General features: G+C 58.0%; 16 protein-coding genes and 1 pseudogene. 9 read left to right on the top strand and 8 right to left on the bottom strand.

Annotation, left to right across the window (positions count from 1 at the left end):
• Positions 1 to 183 precede the first annotated feature (183 nt).
• On the bottom strand, positions 184 to 540 hold the full coding sequence (gene queD / locus QN377_RS13240; protein WP_019410510.1) for a 6-carboxytetrahydropterin synthase QueD: 357 nt from the start codon (positions 538 to 540) through the stop codon (positions 184 to 186).
• A 203-nt stretch (positions 541 to 743) separates the two neighbouring features.
• On the opposite strand from queD, the gene QN377_RS13235 reads away from it, so the two are divergent.
• The 3 genes from QN377_RS13235 to QN377_RS13225 are packed head-to-tail and all read left to right on the top strand — an operon-like array spanning position 744 to position 3,057.
• A complete protein-coding gene (locus QN377_RS13235; protein WP_095002706.1) occupies positions 744 to 1,058 on the top strand; it encodes a PepSY domain-containing protein in 315 nt (104 codons plus the stop codon).
• Entirely contained in the window at positions 1,058 to 1,726 is a 669-nt protein-coding gene (locus QN377_RS13230) for a response regulator transcription factor (protein WP_095002705.1), read from the top strand. Before QN377_RS13235 ends, QN377_RS13230 begins: the two co-directional genes overlap by 1 nt.
• A complete protein-coding gene (locus tag QN377_RS13225) occupies positions 1,723 to 3,057 on the top strand; it encodes a sensor histidine kinase (RefSeq protein ID WP_095021292.1) in 1,335 nt (444 codons plus the stop codon). The genes QN377_RS13230 and QN377_RS13225 overlap by 4 nt, the downstream gene beginning before the upstream one ends.
• A gap of 19 nt (positions 3,058 to 3,076) precedes the next feature.
• Here QN377_RS13225 and QN377_RS22875 read toward each other — a convergent pair whose 3' ends face one another.
• Both QN377_RS22875 and QN377_RS22870 read right to left on the bottom strand, forming a co-directional pair.
• Positions 3,077 to 3,832: a methyl-accepting chemotaxis protein gene (locus QN377_RS22875; protein ID WP_370688632.1), complete on the bottom strand. Its 756-nt coding sequence runs from the start codon at positions 3,830 to 3,832 to the stop codon at positions 3,077 to 3,079.
• 102 nt (positions 3,833 to 3,934) lie between these two features.
• Positions 3,935 to 4,081 (bottom strand): annotated as a pseudogene (locus QN377_RS22870) (HAMP domain-containing protein); the annotation flags it as partial.
• Positions 4,082 to 5,543: 1,462 nt separating this feature from the next.
• On the opposite strand from QN377_RS22870, the gene QN377_RS13215 reads away from it, so the two are divergent.
• On the top strand, positions 5,544 to 6,863 hold the full coding sequence (locus QN377_RS13215; protein ID WP_095002716.1) for a Na+/H+ antiporter family protein: 1,320 nt from the start codon (positions 5,544 to 5,546) through the stop codon (positions 6,861 to 6,863).
• 10 nt (positions 6,864 to 6,873) lie between these two features.
• On the opposite strand, the gene QN377_RS13210 is transcribed toward QN377_RS13215, so the two are convergent.
• The 5 genes from QN377_RS13210 to QN377_RS13190 all read right to left on the bottom strand — a co-directional run bounded on the left by QN377_RS13210 (position 6,874) and on the right by QN377_RS13190 (position 12,236).
• The gene (locus QN377_RS13210; RefSeq protein WP_095002702.1) at positions 6,874 to 7,734 is read right to left on the bottom strand and encodes a pirin family protein; all 861 of its coding nucleotides are present in this window, start codon (positions 7,732 to 7,734) and stop codon (positions 6,874 to 6,876) included.
• Between the two features lie 63 nt (positions 7,735 to 7,797).
• Complete coding sequence (locus QN377_RS13205; RefSeq protein ID WP_095002701.1) at positions 7,798 to 8,214, bottom strand: OsmC family protein; 417 nt, start codon at positions 8,212 to 8,214, stop codon at positions 7,798 to 7,800.
• Positions 8,215 to 8,341: 127 nt separating this feature from the next.
• Positions 8,342 to 9,562 carry a beta-ketoacyl-ACP synthase I gene (gene fabB, locus QN377_RS13200; RefSeq protein WP_322212603.1) on the bottom strand — a complete coding sequence of 407 codons (1,221 nt, stop codon included), beginning with the start codon at positions 9,560 to 9,562 and terminating at the stop codon, positions 8,342 to 8,344.
• A gap of 11 nt (positions 9,563 to 9,573) precedes the next feature.
• Entirely contained in the window at positions 9,574 to 10,089 is a 516-nt protein-coding gene (gene fabA / locus QN377_RS13195; protein ID WP_003210552.1) for a 3-hydroxyacyl-[acyl-carrier-protein] dehydratase FabA, read from the bottom strand.
• A gap of 248 nt (positions 10,090 to 10,337) precedes the next feature.
• Positions 10,338 to 12,236 (bottom strand): response regulator, encoded by a 1,899-nt coding sequence (locus QN377_RS13190; RefSeq protein ID WP_095002715.1) that lies wholly within the window; start codon positions 12,234 to 12,236, stop codon positions 10,338 to 10,340.
• A 251-nt stretch (positions 12,237 to 12,487) separates the two neighbouring features.
• Here QN377_RS13190 and QN377_RS13185 point away from each other — a divergent pair, with 251 nt between their 5' ends.
• The 5 genes from QN377_RS13185 to QN377_RS13165 all read left to right on the top strand — a co-directional run bounded on the left by QN377_RS13185 (position 12,488) and on the right by QN377_RS13165 (position 15,792).
• Positions 12,488 to 13,513 (top strand): NAD(P)H-dependent glycerol-3-phosphate dehydrogenase, encoded by a 1,026-nt coding sequence (locus tag QN377_RS13185; RefSeq protein ID WP_095002699.1) that lies wholly within the window; start codon positions 12,488 to 12,490, stop codon positions 13,511 to 13,513.
• Between the two features lie 18 nt (positions 13,514 to 13,531).
• The gene (locus QN377_RS13180; protein ID WP_095002698.1) at positions 13,532 to 13,864 is read left to right on the top strand and encodes a DUF4389 domain-containing protein; all 333 of its coding nucleotides are present in this window, start codon (positions 13,532 to 13,534) and stop codon (positions 13,862 to 13,864) included.
• Positions 13,861 to 14,310, top strand: coding sequence for a phosphohistidine phosphatase SixA (sixA, locus tag QN377_RS13175; RefSeq protein WP_095002697.1), 450 nt, complete (start codon positions 13,861 to 13,863; stop codon positions 14,308 to 14,310). The genes QN377_RS13180 and sixA overlap by 4 nt, the downstream gene beginning before the upstream one ends.
• 125 nt (positions 14,311 to 14,435) lie before the next feature.
• The gene (locus QN377_RS13170; RefSeq protein WP_095002696.1) at positions 14,436 to 14,879 is read left to right on the top strand and encodes a hotdog fold thioesterase; all 444 of its coding nucleotides are present in this window, start codon (positions 14,436 to 14,438) and stop codon (positions 14,877 to 14,879) included.
• Positions 14,880 to 14,991: 112 nt separating this feature from the next.
• The gene (locus QN377_RS13165) at positions 14,992 to 15,792 is read left to right on the top strand and encodes an alpha/beta fold hydrolase (RefSeq protein ID WP_095002695.1); all 801 of its coding nucleotides are present in this window, start codon (positions 14,992 to 14,994) and stop codon (positions 15,790 to 15,792) included.
• Positions 15,793 to 15,802 lie beyond the last annotated feature (10 nt).

Here is a 15,802-nt window from a genome sequence, read left to right as displayed (position 1 = left end):
CCATGTGAGAGTAGGTCATCGTCAAGATTAAATTCCAAACCCCCTGTCTGCTCACGCAGACAGGGGGTTTGTTTTTGCGCCGAGAAAAGTTTCGGCGCAACCTGTGCTCACTTTTTCGCTGCCCCATGCGTTTTTCAGAGCAAAAAAAACCACCTCGCAAGGTGGTTTTTTCGAGCCTGTGACTCAGTCGCCGTAGTAAATACAGCCACTGGTGCAGGTTTCATGAATGCGTATTGCCGACAGCTCTGGCAGCAAGGGTTTGAGCTGTTGCCAGATCCACTTGGCCAGAACTTCGCTGGTCGGGTTTTCCAGGCCAGGGATGTCGTTGAGGTAGTTGTGATCTAGCAGCTCATAAAGCGGTTTGAAAATCGCTTTGATTTCAGAAAAATCACGGATCCAGCCAGTTGCCGGGTCAATGTCGCCGCTTAGATGGATAGCAACCTTGAAGGAGTGACCGTGCAACCGCCCGCATTTATGGCCTTCAGGAACGTAAGGCAGGCGGTGCGCAGATTCGAAGGTAAACTCTTTGAAAATTTCCACAATAGTTATAGCTCTGAAGAGGTGACTATCGCCTGAGCGATAAATACAGGGCAGCAGTTTAACAGTTAACGCCCGCAGCAGGTGCATACCTCCAGCCATGCGGTATCAGGGCGGCCGATTCAGTTTCAATTAAGCTCGTGGCGTTATGCTTCGACCTTTTAATATCGTAAGAATGACGCTAAGGGAGGCCCTGGAGGTCAGTGATGACAGTGAACCTGCGAGTTGGCGGACTTGTCGTACTTGTGCTCTGTGCTTTCTGCTCCTTGGCCATTGCACGTGACCTGGGGCAAGACGAGGCATTGCGTTTGCGTGAGCAAGGGCTTATTCAGCCCCTGGAGCAACTGCTGCAAAAAGCTCTGGAGCGGCACCCGGGCGCAAAGTTGCTGGAGGTAGAGCTGGAGGAGGATGACGATATTTATGTTTACGAGGTTGAGCTGCTTACCACCAGTGGCGTAGTGCGCGAGATCAAGCTGAACGCCAGTAATGGTCAATTGCTCAAAGACGAGGTAGATGATTAATGCGGTTGCTGCTGGTTGAAGATCACGTCCCCTTGGCTGATGAACTGATGGCCGGTTTGGCCCGTTTGGGCTATGCCGTTGATTGGTTGGCTGATGGCCGTGATGCTCTTTATCAGGGGCAGAGCGAACCCTATGACCTGATTATCCTTGATCTGGGCTTGCCCGGGATGTCCGGTATCGATGTTCTCAAGCAGTGGCGTGCCAAAGGCCTGGCCACACCTGTGCTTATTCTGACTGCCCGGAGTTCATGGTCCGAGCGCATCGACGGGCTAAAGGCCGGTGCTGATGATTACGTGACCAAGCCCTTTCATCCTGAAGAGCTGCAGTTACGGGTACAAGCGTTGTTGCGCCGCTCCCACGGGCAACCGAATCAGCCTTTATTGAGTTCTGCCGGGCTGCAACTGGATGAAGCCCGTCAATGTGTTATCCATGACGGCACCGAGGTGCAGTTGACTGCCGCCGAGTTTCGGCTTTTGCGCTATTTCATGTTGCACCCGCAACAGATCCTCTCGAAAAGCCATCTGGCCGAGCATCTCTATGACGGTGAGACCGAGCGTGATTCCAATGTGCTTGAGGTTCATGTGAACCATCTGCGTCGTAAGCTTGGGCGTACAGTCATCGAAACCCGTCGTGGTCAGGGGTATATGTTCGGTACGGCCAGTCAGTGAAGTCCATGCAAAGGCGCTTGAGCCTGGGTTTGATCAGTGTGCTCTTGATTGCCGGTCTGGTAGTAGGCCAGGTCAGTCTGTGGTTGTTTGAAAATGGCCTTCAGCGTTATCTGGAGTCAGGCCTGCAAAACGACAGCGAGAACTTGCTGATTGCCTTGAGTCGTGGCCCCCAGGGCTTGCAACTGGATGAGCGGCGTTTGTCGCCGGCGTATCAGCGGCCATTTTCCGGGCACTATTTCAGTATTGAATTCGGGGAGACTCACTGGCGTTCACGCTCGCTGTGGGATGCTCAATTACCGCGCCCCGACCGACCGGGCCTGAGTCGTGAACTACAGCCTGGCCCGGAAGGGCAGATGTTACTGGTCTTGCGCAGCGACTATCAGCGCCTTGGCCAGGCGGTATCGATCACGGTGGCTCAGGACTACACGCCGATACGCGATAGCTTGCGTCAAGTTCAACGGATCGGTCTTGGTATGGGGGTCTTGGCCCTTATTGTGATTTTGCTGCTGCAGCGCGTCACGGTTCGCCGTGCCCTGCGGCCGTTGGAAACAGCACGCCAGCAAATTTCTCAGCTTCAGTCGGGGCAGCGCTCTCAGCTGGATGCCCGGGTGCCCCTTGAGCTTGAGCCACTGGTCACGCAGATTAACCATTTGCTGGCTCATACCGAAGACACCCTCAAACGCTCGCGCAATGCGCTGGGCAACCTGGGGCATGCACTCAAAACTCCGTTGGCGGTGTTGATCAGCCTGGCCAACGATCCGCGGCTTGCGGCTTATCCGCAGATACAAAATACATTGTGTGAACAGTTGGAGCAGATACAGCAGCGCATGAGCCGTGAGCTTAACCGTGCGCGTCTTGCGGGCGATGCCTTGCCGGGTGCGCAATTCGATGCGGATGCAGAGTTGCCGGGGCTGCTGTCGACTCTCGGGATGATCCACGGCGAGCATCTGCAACTGACGCACAACGTTGCGCCGGGGTTGCTGTTGCCCTGGGATCGGGAAGACATGCTCGAATTGCTCGGCAATCTTCTGGATAACGCCTGCAAATGGGCGGACTCCCAAGTCGAACTGAGCATCAGCCAAACTGGCGACGGGTTTGTCATTGAAGTACAGGACGATGGCCCGGGCATTCCCGAGACTGAGCGTGATCAGGTGTTCAGTCGTGGTATGCGCCTTGACGAGCAAGCCAGTGGTCACGGCTTGGGGCTTGGCATCGTGCGGGATATTGTTGAAGCGTGGGGTGGCAAACTGCAGCTTGGAACGGCTGAGATAGGCGGGTTGCTGGTGAGCATCAAGCTACCGGCGCGTAAGCAAAAGGCGACGACGGCTTAAAGCCGTCATCGCCAAAGGGTCAGACGCGGAACTGATCCATCAGTTTTTGCTGCTGGTTGGCCAGTGAGTTAAGCGACTGGCTGACCCGTGCAGATTCATTGGCTTGCTCAGACAATGACTCGGTAACATCGCGAATGGTAGCAACGTTGTTGTTGATCTCTTCCGCCACGGCACTTTGTTCTTCTGCCGCACTGGCAATCTGCAAGTTCATGTCGGTAATCACGGTCACGGCATCGCCGATCTGTTGCAGGGCGGTCACGGCTTGACCCACCTGCTCGACACTGCCCTGGGCCTGGCGATGGCTGTTGCTCATGGAGCTCACCACTTCCTGGGTGCCGGCTTGCAGTTGTTCGATGACCTGGCGGGTTTCTTCAACCGATTCCTGGGTCCGGCGTGCCAGGTTGCGTACCTCGTCGGCCACCACGGCAAACCCGCGTCCGGCTTCGCCTGCTCGTGCCGCTTCGATCGCTGCGTTCAAGGCGAGGAGGTTGGTCTGTTCGGCGATTGCACGAATAACTTCCAGTACCGACCCGATTTTCTCGCTATCGGCAGCCAGCCCTTCAACCTGGGTCATGGCTACGCTCATGTCGGCGGCCAGATGATCGATACTGGCGGTGGTGCGATCGATGATGGTCAAGCCCTGTCGTGTGGCCTGGTCGGCATCACGGGCGGCCTGGGCCGCTTGCGCTGCGCTGCGTGCCACATCCTGTGCGGTAGCGCTCATCTCATGGGAAGCAGTGGCTGCCTGATCGACCTGACGGTATTGCTGCTCCATGCCTGCGCTGGTCTGGGTGGCAATCGCCGCTGACTGATCGGCCGTACTGCGGGCATCCTGCACCGAGCGTTTGACCTCGGCGATGGTCGGTTGCAGTTTGTCGAGAAAGCGGTTGAACCAACTGGCCAGTTGCCCCAATTCATCTTTTTTATCGTAGGCCAGGCGACGGGTCAGGTCTCCCTCACCGCTGGCAATATCTTCCAGCATATGGGCCACGCCGAGGATTGGCCGGGTCACGCTACGGGCCATCAGCCACACCAGCAAGAGCCCGATAATGGCCGCCAGTGAGCCCCAGGCTAGCTCGATCAATGCTCCGGCTTTATTACGCTCGTCCAGTTCGGCCTGCAACGCCTGGGCCGGGCCGATCAGAACTTTCTCGGGTACGTCGAGCAACACGCCCCACGGCTTGCTGCCCGGAATCGGCAGGAAGGGCGTGAGCACCTTCAGGCGTTGCTGGCTGCGAATGCTTTGTACCTGATCACCGCTGGCCATCATTCGGATCAGGGCCGTGCCATCGTTGCTGTCGACCTGATCGAGGCGTTGGGCAAGTTTGCTGGCATCAGCACTGAAACCGGCCAGGATGCCTGCCGAACTGATGATGCCCACCCGGGTTTCCCCGTCGTACAGTCGCTGGCTGGCTTGCAGGCTGAGGGCTTGCAAGCTGTTGAGGTTGATATCCACCGACAGCGAAGCGATGACTTTACCGTCCACGATCAATGGGAAAACGATACTGGTCAGCAGTACGCTTTGCCCGTCGATTGTATAAAAGTAAGGCTCGATGATGCACGGTTTGCGTGTGGTGCGCGGGCAGGTAAACCATGCGTTGTTGGCCTGGCCGCTGGGCCCGGTGCTGGTATCGGCCATGTCTGATTCGGGCAGTGCCATCGAGGTCAGCTTGCCCGGCGTCGGTTGCGACCAGTACAGGGCAAAGCGGCCCTTGTCGTTACTGCCCAGTTCTTTTTGATGATCGAACAGCTGATCCTTGCCATCCAGTGCGTTGGCTTCGAAAACCAGCGAGAGCCCCAGCAAGTCCGGGTTGGCCTGCAGGGCGGCTTTGACCTGACGGGTCAGGTCTTCACGCAGGTCGAAGGCATCCAGAAAGCGTTTTTCCGATTGCTCACGCAAAAACAGGACTTGGCGGGCGAAGCCGTTGCCGTACTGGTAGGCGTCCATAAACTGGCGGCTGATTGCCAGTGCCTGGGCTTCACCCTGCGCTTCAATGCGGGCCTGTGCCGCCTCATTGAGCATCTGCGAGCTGGATGCCTCCACCAGATCGGCAGTGTGGTCCATGCGATAGAGCGAAAGCCCCACCAGCAGGGTAACAACACCCAGCAGGCTGAGCCCGGCGAGAAGGGTGATTTTCCATTGGATGGAAAGCTGTCTGAGCGACATGGAGACATCCTGACTAAAAGAGGCTTTGTCTGTTAGCGGCCGCAGGTGGTATTTCTTTATGCCAAACCCCGTTTTTTTAGTATGTGACCCTCCCTTTAAAAGTACGATTTGGCCCTGCAAATACTAGGGTTAAGGCCGATTGTGGACGATTGTGGGGCCGCTATCGGCATGCGCTTTGACATGACGCTGATGGTGCTGCAAAGTGTGCGCCCCAAATACACCCACACTTCCAGATCCGGCGATTGGAACAGTCTTCTTTTGCCCGAAATTTTCCGCTTCACGGTGTTTTTATCGTGGTGCGCGCTATGAGGTTGTAATGATGAATGCAGTAATTGCCGCGGTCGGCATCATGCTGGTGCTCAGTCTGTCCCGTGTGCATGTGGTTATCGCACTGATTGTGGGTGCCCTTGTGGGCGGCCTGGTCGGCGGGCTGGGTATCGAGGCTACGCTCAATGCGTTTAATGGCGGCTTGGGTGGCGGTGCTCAGGTCGCTTTGTCCTATGCGATGCTGGGCGCTTTCGCAGTAGCCATTGCCAAGTCTGGCCTGGCCCATGCCATGGCCGATAAAGCACTGCGCATGGTCAACAAGCAGCAAGCCGTGGGTGGCAATCGGGTCAAATGGCTATTGATCGGCTTGCTGCTGGTGGTGGCTATTTCATCGCAGAATATTCTTCCTATTCATATCGCCTTTATCCCGCTCTTGGTTCCGCCGCTGTTGTATGTGCTGACCAAACTGAAAATCGATCGGCGCCTGATCGCCTGTGTCATGACCTTTGGTTTGATCACGCCCTACATGTTCTTGCCGGTGGGCTTTGGCAACATCTTCCTTAACCAGATACTGCTCGCCAACGTCAGCAAAAGTGGCGTGGATATCAGCGCTGTCAACGTGACCCACGCCATGGCAATCCCGGCTTTGGGCATGTTGTTCGGCTTGCTGGTGGCGGTATTTATCAGCTACCGCAAAAAGCGCGATTATGATCTGGGCAAGATCGAGCAGGTCGAGCAGGTGGCCATTAGTTATAACCCGCGCACATTGCTGGTGGCTGGGGTGGCCATTGCAGCGGCGTTTATCATTCAGCTGTGGCTGGGCTCCATGATCATTGGTGCGCTGGCAGGCTTTCTGATTTTCTCGGCCTCGGGGATCGTGCGCTGGCGTGAGACCGACGATCTGTTTACCGAAGGCATGAAAATGATGGCCATGATTGGTTTCATCATGATCGCCGCTTCGGGTTTCGCCGAAGTGCTCAAAGCCACGGGGGAGGTCAAGTCGCTGGTTGAAGCGTCTGCCGGCTGGATCAACCACAGCAAGGGGGTAGGTGCACTGCTGATGTTGCTGGTGGGTTTGCTGGTGACCATGGGCATCGGCTCGTCCTTTTCAACGGTGCCGATCCTGGCGGCCATTTTTGTGCCGCTGTGTGTGCAACTGGGTTTCAGCCCCATGGCCATCGTGTGTATCGTCGGTACGGCGGGCGCTCTGGGCGATGCCGGTTCGCCAGCGTCGGACTCCACCCTGGGCCCGACTTCCGGTCTGAATATTGACGGTCAGCATCACCACATCTGGGACACCGTGGTGCCCACCTTCCTGCATTACAACTTGCCACTGCTGGCCTTTGGCTGGGTTGCGGCAATGGTCTTGTAAGGCACGGGTTTTACGGCAGTTCGATCCGGCCGATTTCTCCGGGAACGGTCGGCCAGTCGCCTGCCGCCCAGCGTGCTCTGGCCTTTTCGATAAGGGCCGGGTCGCTGGCGACGAAGTTCCAGTTCATGCGCCGCGGGCCATCCAGCGGTGCGCCGCCGATCAGCACCAGGTGGCAGTCGCTGTCGGCACTCAGGGTCATCTCTTCGCCTGCTTCCAGCAGCACAAGGCTGTGGGGCTCCAGTGCCTGGCCATCCAGTTGCACGTCACCTTCAAGCATATAAAGCGCGCGTTCCGGGTAGTCGGCCGGGATCAGCAAGGTGGTGGCCGTTTGCATATGCACGTCTGCGTAAAGGGTAGGCGAGAGCACCGGTACCGGTGAAGTCAGGCAAAAGCCTGTTCCGGCTATCAGGCGAATCCGTACCCCGAGGTTGTCGCTTACGGGCAGGCTGTCGGCGGGGTGATGACTGTAGTGGCTTGCACCTTGCTCGTGGGTTTTGGGTGATGCCAGCCACACCTGCAGGCCGTGCAAATGTGAACCCTGCTCTAGCAATGATACCGGCGTGCGTTCGATATGGGCAATGGCTGCACCGGCGGTCATCCAGCTGACATCGCCGGGACCCACCAGTTGGTCAGATCCCAGGCTGTCCTTGTGCTGAATCTGGCCTTCAAACAGATAAGTCAGCGTAGACAGACCAATATGCGGGTGCTGTCGGATATTCATGCCGCTACCGGCAGGGTAATGGGTTAGCAGCATGTGGTCGAAAAATACGAATGGCCCGACGCTGCGGCATTTTGCCGAGGGCAGGGGGCGCAAAATCGGTTGGCCTTCTACGTCCTCGGCCCGAGGTCGGATCACTGTGAGTGCGCGCATGGTGCTGGCCCGGCAATGGATAAGCGCTGAGCATAACCCAGCGCTTATCCGGGCGGCAGGCCGTTACTGGCTGAAAGCGCCTTCAGACAGGTGGGTTTCGATGGTGACCTCGGCGGTGGTCATCAGTTTATGCACCGGGCACTTGTCGGCCACATTGTGCAGTTCCTCGCGCTGAGCGTCGGTCAGTACGCCCTTGAGGGTCAGTTTGACGTGCAGGGCATATTTGCCCTTAAGTTCTTCGCTGGCGTCGTGTTTGACTTCAACCGTGACTCCGGTGAGCGGGATCTCTTTTCTCTGTGCGTATAGCTTGAGCGTCAGCGCTTTGCAGGCGCCAAGGGCGGCATCGAAATAATCATGGGGGGTAGGGGCGCTGCCTTCGCCGCCCATTGTTTTGGGCAGATCGGTGAACACTTCGTAATCGTCGATCTTGATGCTGTGACGAAAACCTTCGTGTGACACGGTATTAACGGTAACAGTCATGGCAAACCTCAGCGTGGAGTGATTAAACGTCCTGATCTTTATAGAGCATGCTGGCGGCTGTACGTTCCCTCGGACAAAAAAATGCCCCGAACCAGTCGGGGCATTTTTTACTTCGCGAGCGGGTGGCTTATTTGCCAGCCCAGCGCTTGAGGACCAGAGTGGCGTTGGTGCCACCGAAGCCGAAGCTGTTGCTCATCACGTTGTTGAGCGTGACGTTCTCGCGGGTCTTGGTCAGGATCGGCATGTCGGCAACGACAGGATCGATCTCTTCGATGTTGGCCGAGCCAGCGATGAAATTGCCTTCCATCATCAGCAGGCAGTAGATCGCTTCATGAACGCCTGCGGCGCCCAGGGAGTGACCCGACAGGCTTTTGGTCGAGCTGATGGCCGGGGCCTTGTCGCCGAATACCGCGCGCACACCTTCCATTTCCTTGGCGTCGCCTACCGGAGTAGAGGTGCCGTGGGTGTTGAGGTAGTCGATCGGGCCGTCAACGGTGGCCATTGCCATCTGCATGCAGCGGATGGCGCCTTCACCGCTTGGGGCAACCATGTCGTAGCCGTCGGATGTTGCGCCGTAGCCGACGATTTCAGCGTAGACCTTGGCGCCACGGGCCAGGGCGTGTTCCAGTTCTTCAACAACAACCATGCCGCCGCCACCGGCGATGACGAAGCCGTCGCGGTTTTTGTCGTAGGCACGGGACGCTTTTTCAGGCGTGTCGTTGTACTGGGTGGACAGGGCGCCCATGGCGTCGAACAGGAACGACTGGCTCCAATGTTCTTCTTCGCCGCCGCCGGCAAATACGATGTCCTGCTTGCCCAGCTGGATCTGCTCGACTGCAGTACCGATGCAATGGGCGCTGGTGGCGCAGGCAGAGGAGATCGAGTAGTTCACGCCCTTGATTTTGAAGGGGGTGGCCAGGCAGGCGGAAACGGTGCTGCCCATGGTCCGCGTAACGCGGTACGGGCCAACACGCTTGACGCCTTTTTCACGCAGGATGTCGAGTGCTTCCATCTGATTCAGGGTCGACGCGCCGCCGGAGCCGGCGATCAGGCCGGTACGCGGGTTGGAGACTTGCTCCTCGGTCAGGCCCGAATCAGTGATGGCGTCTTTCATGGCCAGGTAGGCGTAAGCCGCTGCGTGGCCGACGAAGCGATAGATCTTGCGATCGATCAGCTCTTCGAGAGGCAGGTCAATGGAGCCGGAAACCTGGCTACGCAGACCCATTTCGGCATATTCCGGGTTGAATCGGATGCCAGGGCGACTTGCACGCAGGTTAGCGGAGACGGTCTCTTTGTCATTGCCCAGGCACGAAACGATGCCCAGACCAGTGATAACGACGCGGCGCATGCGGATAACCCTTAAAAGTTGTCAGTGGAAGTAAATACGCCGACCCGAAGGCCTTCGGCAGTATAAATCTCGCGACCGTCGACAGTTACCGAACCATCGGCAATGGCCAGGTTCAGCTTGCCCTTGAGGACGCGCTTGATTTGAATGTTGTAGGTGACTTTCTTGGCGGTCGGCAAGACCTGGCCAAAGAACTTCACTTCGCCCGAACCCAGGGCACGACCGCGGCCCGGCAGGCCCTGCCAGCCTAGGTAGAAGCCGACCAGCTGCCACATGGCATCAAGGCCCAGGCAGCCCGGCATCACCGGATCGCCTTCGAAATGGCAGGCGAAGAACCACAGGTCCGGGGTGATATCCAGCTCGGCGACCAATTCACCTTTGCCGTACTTGCCACCCTCTTCGCTGATATGGGTGATGCGATCTACCATCAGCATGTTAGGGGCGGGCAGTTGCGCGTTACCCGGGCCGAACAGTTCGCCGCGGCTACAGCGCAGCAGATCTTCCCGAGTAAAGGCGTTTTGTTTGGTCATGCGAGCTCCTCAATAATCCCATGCGGCGGGTGGGGCAAATCTTCCCGACCAACTGAAACACAGGTGTTTCAGTTCGCCAGCCTACACATAGACTATTGCGTTGTAGTGAAAGTCACAGCGCAAAGGACAAGAATGTACACTTGTGCACTGAAAATTTAAATCGGGCCGGTTCAGTGGCCCATTCGGGTGCCTAAGACTGCCGCACTTTTGTCTTTTACGCCAGTCGCAGGTGGCCTTTTAGCCATAAGTTACTGGACCCAGCGCTGCAGAATTTGTTCCAGGTCAGCGCGTTTGAACGGCTTTGCCAGGTAATCGTTCATTCCGGCCTGCAGGCAGGTCTCCCGGTCGCCCTGCAGGGCATTGGCGGTCAGGGCGATGATGGGCAGGGCCCGGCAACCGGGCAACTGGCGGATTTGCCGGGTGGCTTCATAGCCGTTGATGATCGGCAGCCGGCAGTCCATCAAGATCGCGGCGAAGCGCTCGCTGTTGGCAAAGTGAATGGCCTGTGCACCGTCACTGACCATAGTCACTTCATACCCCAGGCTGCTTAGCATGGCCTCAATGACGGTCTGGTTAACCTGGTTGTCTTCCACCAGCAGCACTTTGCGCCCGGGTGCACAGATGGCCCCAGGCTCCAGCAACGGTCTCTGGCTGAGCGTGACGGGTTGATGCAGTTGCAGCGGGATTTCGAGAGTGAACACCGAGCCTTGGGCCTCTTCGCTCATGGCGTGCAGCGTGCCGCCCATTCGCTCCGCCAGCGTGCGGGCGATGGGCAGGCCCAGCCCGGTGCCGCCATAACGTCGGGAAATAGAGCTGTCGGCCTGCTGGAAGGCGGTGAACATGGCGTCCAGTTTTTCGCTGTTGATTCCGATACCGCTGTCACGTACGGCGCAGGTAAACCAGATCAGTTCGTGATCCAGTTGTTGCCAGAGCGGTTCGATAATCACCTGACCCCGTTCAGTGAACTTCAGGGCATTACCGATCAGGTTGACCAGGATTTGCCGGATCCGGGTCGGATCGCCCAGTACAGGCAAGTCCTGCAGCCCTTCAGGAATGTTCAGTTGCAAGTGCAGGCCACGTTGCACGGCGTTGTGCTGGAATGCCTGGGCGCAGTTGCTGACCATTTCGGCGAGGTTGAAGGGGATACGCTCCAGCTCCAGTGCTGAGCGTTCGATTCGGGAGAAATCGAGGATGTCGTTGATGACCTTGAGCAAGTGTTCGGTGGATTCCGATGCCAGGGCGGCATATTCGGCCTGCTCTTCGGTCATCTGCGTGGTTTCCAGCAGTTGCAGCATGCCCAGCACGCCGTTCATGGGGGTGCGCAGTTCGTGACTCATCATGGCCAGGAAGTCGGTTTTCGCACGGTTGGCACGCTCGGCTTCTTCACGTGTCTGGATCAATTGCGCAATGGCAGATTGTTGCTCGCGGCTGGCTTGCTCAAGGCCTGTGGCCAGGTTGTTGATGTGTTGGGCCAATGTGCCCAGCTCGCCGTCGTCGACCACGGGCAAGGGGGTTTTATAGTCGCCGTACTGGATGGCCTTGACCGCCTTGCTCATGTCACTGATGGGCCTGGACAGGTTGGACGCCAGGCGCTTGGCCAGCAGATAAGTGAAGCCCAGGGCAAACAAGGCAAGAATCACGGCCTTGAGCAGGATTTCCTGCTGGCGCGTGCTGAATGCTTCGCCGGACATGCCGACCAGTACCCGGCCCAGATAATCTTCTGTCAGGTCCGCAGCCTGTCGATTGCCGAGCAGTAAATAACCGCCGGAGGGGCTCTTCTGCACTCTGACCGGCGCCTGAAACACTTCAACCTGCGAGCTCTTGTCAGCATTGGGCGCGGGATGCTCGGCGTGGGCCAGTATGTCGTTGGCCCGGTTCTGTACCTGCACGAATTGAACATGGGGAATGTTCAGCGAGGCGTTGATCAGGGTTTCCAGCACATCGTTGTTCCCCGACATGATCCCGTACTCGGTGGCGGGTGCCAGCTGGTTGGCGATCAATTGGCCGGTGTGCTTGAGTTCCTGGCGCAAATCCTGGATTCGTACGAAGGTAAAAAAGCTGATCAGCAACAGCGTCAATAGCAGGGCCGGGCCCAGACTCATCATCTGCGTGCGGGTGTGGATGTCCCACCGGCTGCGAGTCATCATGGGAACGCGGCTCCGTCGGTCAGTCGCCAGTGCGTCAGTCCATTTCCACTGTCCATTGTCATCCTTGACCTGCGCGTGTTCATTTTGAAGTGCAGCAATGCTGCCTCTGGGTGTGAGTACCGGAACCGCATGGTAACCGAGGTCCTGTTCTTTTTCAGTCATGGCCATCTATATGCTGTGGGGCTGGTCGCGGGGGATGTGCTCCGTATAATGCCGTCATTGCCACTGCTAGATGGATAACGGGATTGCATATGACTGAACAGCACGCTATTGCGGTCTTGGGAGGCGGAAGCTTTGGCACCGCCGTGGCCAACTTGCTGGCAGAAAACGGTCATCGAGTGCATCAGTGGATGCGCGACCCCGAGCAAGCCGAGGCCATTCGCCTCAATCGTGAAAACCCTCGTTACCTTAAAGGTATCAAGATTCATCCCGGGGTCGAGCCGGTCACTGACTTGCAGGCCACACTCGATGCCTGCCAGTTGTGCTTCGTGGCTTTGCCGTCCAGCGCCTTGCGCAGTGTGCTGGCGGAGCATGCCGGGCGCCTGAGCGGCAAGATGCTGGTCAGCCTGACCAAGGGGATTGAAGCCCACAGCTTCAAGCTGATGAGCGAGATCCTTGAAGAAATCGCCCCGCAGGCACGCATCGGTGTGCTTTCCGGGCCCAACCTCGCCCGCGAGGTGGCCGAACATGCGCTGACTGCCACCGTGGTCGCCAGCGCCGACGAAGAACTCTGCACCCGCGTGCAGGCTGCACTGCATGGCCGCACGTTCCGTGTCTACGCCAGTGCCGACCGCTTTGGCGTGGAGCTGGGCGGGGCCCTGAAAAACGTTTACGCGATCATCGCCGGCATGGCCGTGGCGCTGGGTATGGGCGAGAACACCAAAAGCATGCTGATTACCCGTGCCTTGGCAGAAATGACTCGCTTCGCCGTCAGCCAGGGTGCCAACCCCATGACCTTTCTCGGGCTGGCAGGAGTAGGCGACTTGATCGTTACCTGCTCATCGCCTAAAAGCCGCAACTATCAGGTCGGCTTTGCCCTGGGGCAGGGGCTGAGCCTTGAAGATGCCGTTACCCGCCTGGGTGAAGTGGCCGAAGGCGTGAATACCCTTAAGGTACTCAAGGCCAAGGCGCAGGAACTGAACGTTTACATGCCATTGGTTGCCGGGTTGCACGCAATCCTGTTCGAGGGCTACACCCTGGAGCAGGTGATCGGGCAATTGATGCGTGGCGAGCCCAAGACCGATGTCGACTTTATCTCCACCAGCGGTTTTAACTGAGCACCACAGGAGCAGCACATGAACGACACTAAAAACGCACCCAAGTACGAGTCGCTTGTTTTGCGCGTGCTGTGGATGCTGGTTTTCCTGCTGGTCTGGCAGGTGGCACAACTGGTTCTTGGCGGGCTGGTGCTGGTGCAGTTGATTTACCGTGTGGTCTACGGTGCGCCCAATGGCGGCTTGATGAACTTTGGTGACAGCCTGAGCCTTTACCTGGCGCAGATCGGTCGTTTCGGCAGTTTTCACACCGAACAAAAACCCTGGCCGTTCGCCGACTGGCCAGTGCCGCGGGCACCTGAAGGCGAAGCGCCCTACACGCCAGGCGCCAATGGTGAAGGGACCAAGCCATGAAAGTCTGGATTCTGCGTCATGGCGAAGCCGAGCCCCATGCCCGCCGTGATGCCGAGCGTGAGCTGACCCCCCACGGGCGTGAGCAGGTGCTGGGCAGCGCCGCTCATTTGATTGGCCAGCCGCTGGACTGCATTCTGGTCAGTCCTTATGTGCGCGCCCAGCAAACCGCCGCGTTGGTTTGCCAGGCCCTGGGCTTTTCATCACCACCCGTCACCGTGCCCTGGCTGACGCCCGAAAGTGAACCCAAGTATGCGCTCGGCAAACTGCCGGACAGCGGCAATGTGCTGTTGGTCAGTCATCAGCCGTTTGTAGGTGAATTGATCAGCCTGATGCTGCACGGGCACATGCGGCAACCGCAGCCCATGCACACGGCCAGCCTGGTGGAGCTTGAAGGTGAGTGGCCGCTGGCGGGCAGCATGACATTGCTCAGCGCATATCACCCCTGAGCATTGCAGCGGTTGCACAGTACGGTCGTAGTGCAAGATAGTTGGGGGCGGGTTAATGGCATTTGACGCTTGCGTCGAGGGCCAGTGGCTCCGTCACCAACACTCACTGACCAAGGAATGACCACATGAGCTTGTGGACGACCCAGCCAGATCTGGCACGCCTCAATGAAATGCGCAAAAACACCATTTGCGATGTGCTGGATATCACGTTCGATGCGTTTGACGACAACTCCATCACCGCAAGCATGGTAGTGGACCATCGTACCCACCAGCCCTTCGGCTTGCTGCATGGCGGTGCGTCGGTGGTGCTGGCAGAAACACTCGGCTCGATGGCCAGCTACATGTGCATCGATACGCAAAAATTCTATTGTGTGGGCCTTGAGGTCAATGCCAACCACTTGCGTGGCGTGCGCAGCGGCCGGGTGAGTGCAATCGCACGCCCGGTCCATATCGGTCGCACCACCCATGTGTGGGATATCCGCCTGAGCGACGACAGCGGTAAAATAAACTGCATCTCGCGCCTGACCATCGCCGTTGTGCCCCTGGGTGAAACACCCCCAGCGCGGTGATCAAACGGTCAGTCAATGGCCGTAGTGTCGTCACTCATGGCGCATACGGTCATTGATATGAAGAATATTCCTGCAGACAATACGGCATTCTTCCTACATCTGGATGCCTTGTATGTCTCGGCAGATTTTTTTCGCCCATGCCAACGGCTTCCCTTCAGCCACGTACGGGAAGTTGTTCAATGCCCTGGCGCCGGATTTTTGCGTGACGCATTTGTCACAGCACGGGCATGACCCGCGTTACCCGGTGGACAACAACTGGCATAACCTGGTCGATGAGCTGATATATCATCTTCGCCAGCAAGCCGGGCCCGTACTGGGCGTGGGTCACTCGCTGGGCGGGATGTTGCATTTGCATGCCGCAATCCGCTGCCCGCAGCTTTACCGGGGCGTCGTCATGCTGGATTCGCCGGTGTTGACGCGCACTGATCAATGGGTGATTCGCGCGGCCAAGCGCTTTGGCCTGATTGATCGCCTGACCCCCGCCGGTCGCACGCTGGGGCGGCGTGAAGAGTTTGCCGACCGTGAAGCGGCACGCGCTTACTTTGCCGGCAAATCACTGTTTCGCAGCTTTGACCCCGATTGCTTCGAGGCCTATCTGGAGCACGGCTTGCAACCTGTGGATGAGTGTTTGCGGTTGCGCTTTGACCCTGCCACCGAAATCGATATCTATCGCAGCGTTCCGCATACCAGTCCGGGGCAGGCCTTCAAGCTGCAGGTGCCGCTGACCGTGGTGCGTGGTCGCGACAGCCGCGTGGTCATGAACCATCATGCCAGGGCGGTGGCGCGCATGCCCAACGGCGAGGCGTTGAGCGTGCCGGGCGGGCACATGTTCCCGCTTGAGCAGCCGCAGGATACCGCCAGCCTGCTGAAACAGATTTTTGCCCGCTGGGAACTCCGTCATCCCGGCCTTTAACGAGCATTTC

The organism is Pseudomonas sp. CCC4.1 (assembly GCF_035019225.1).
Classification (GTDB): Bacteria; Pseudomonadota; Gammaproteobacteria; order Pseudomonadales; family Pseudomonadaceae; genus Aquipseudomonas; species Aquipseudomonas bubulae.
The sequence above is the reverse complement of the archived record's forward strand: the minus strand, read 5'-3'. Positions and strand labels throughout refer to the sequence as shown.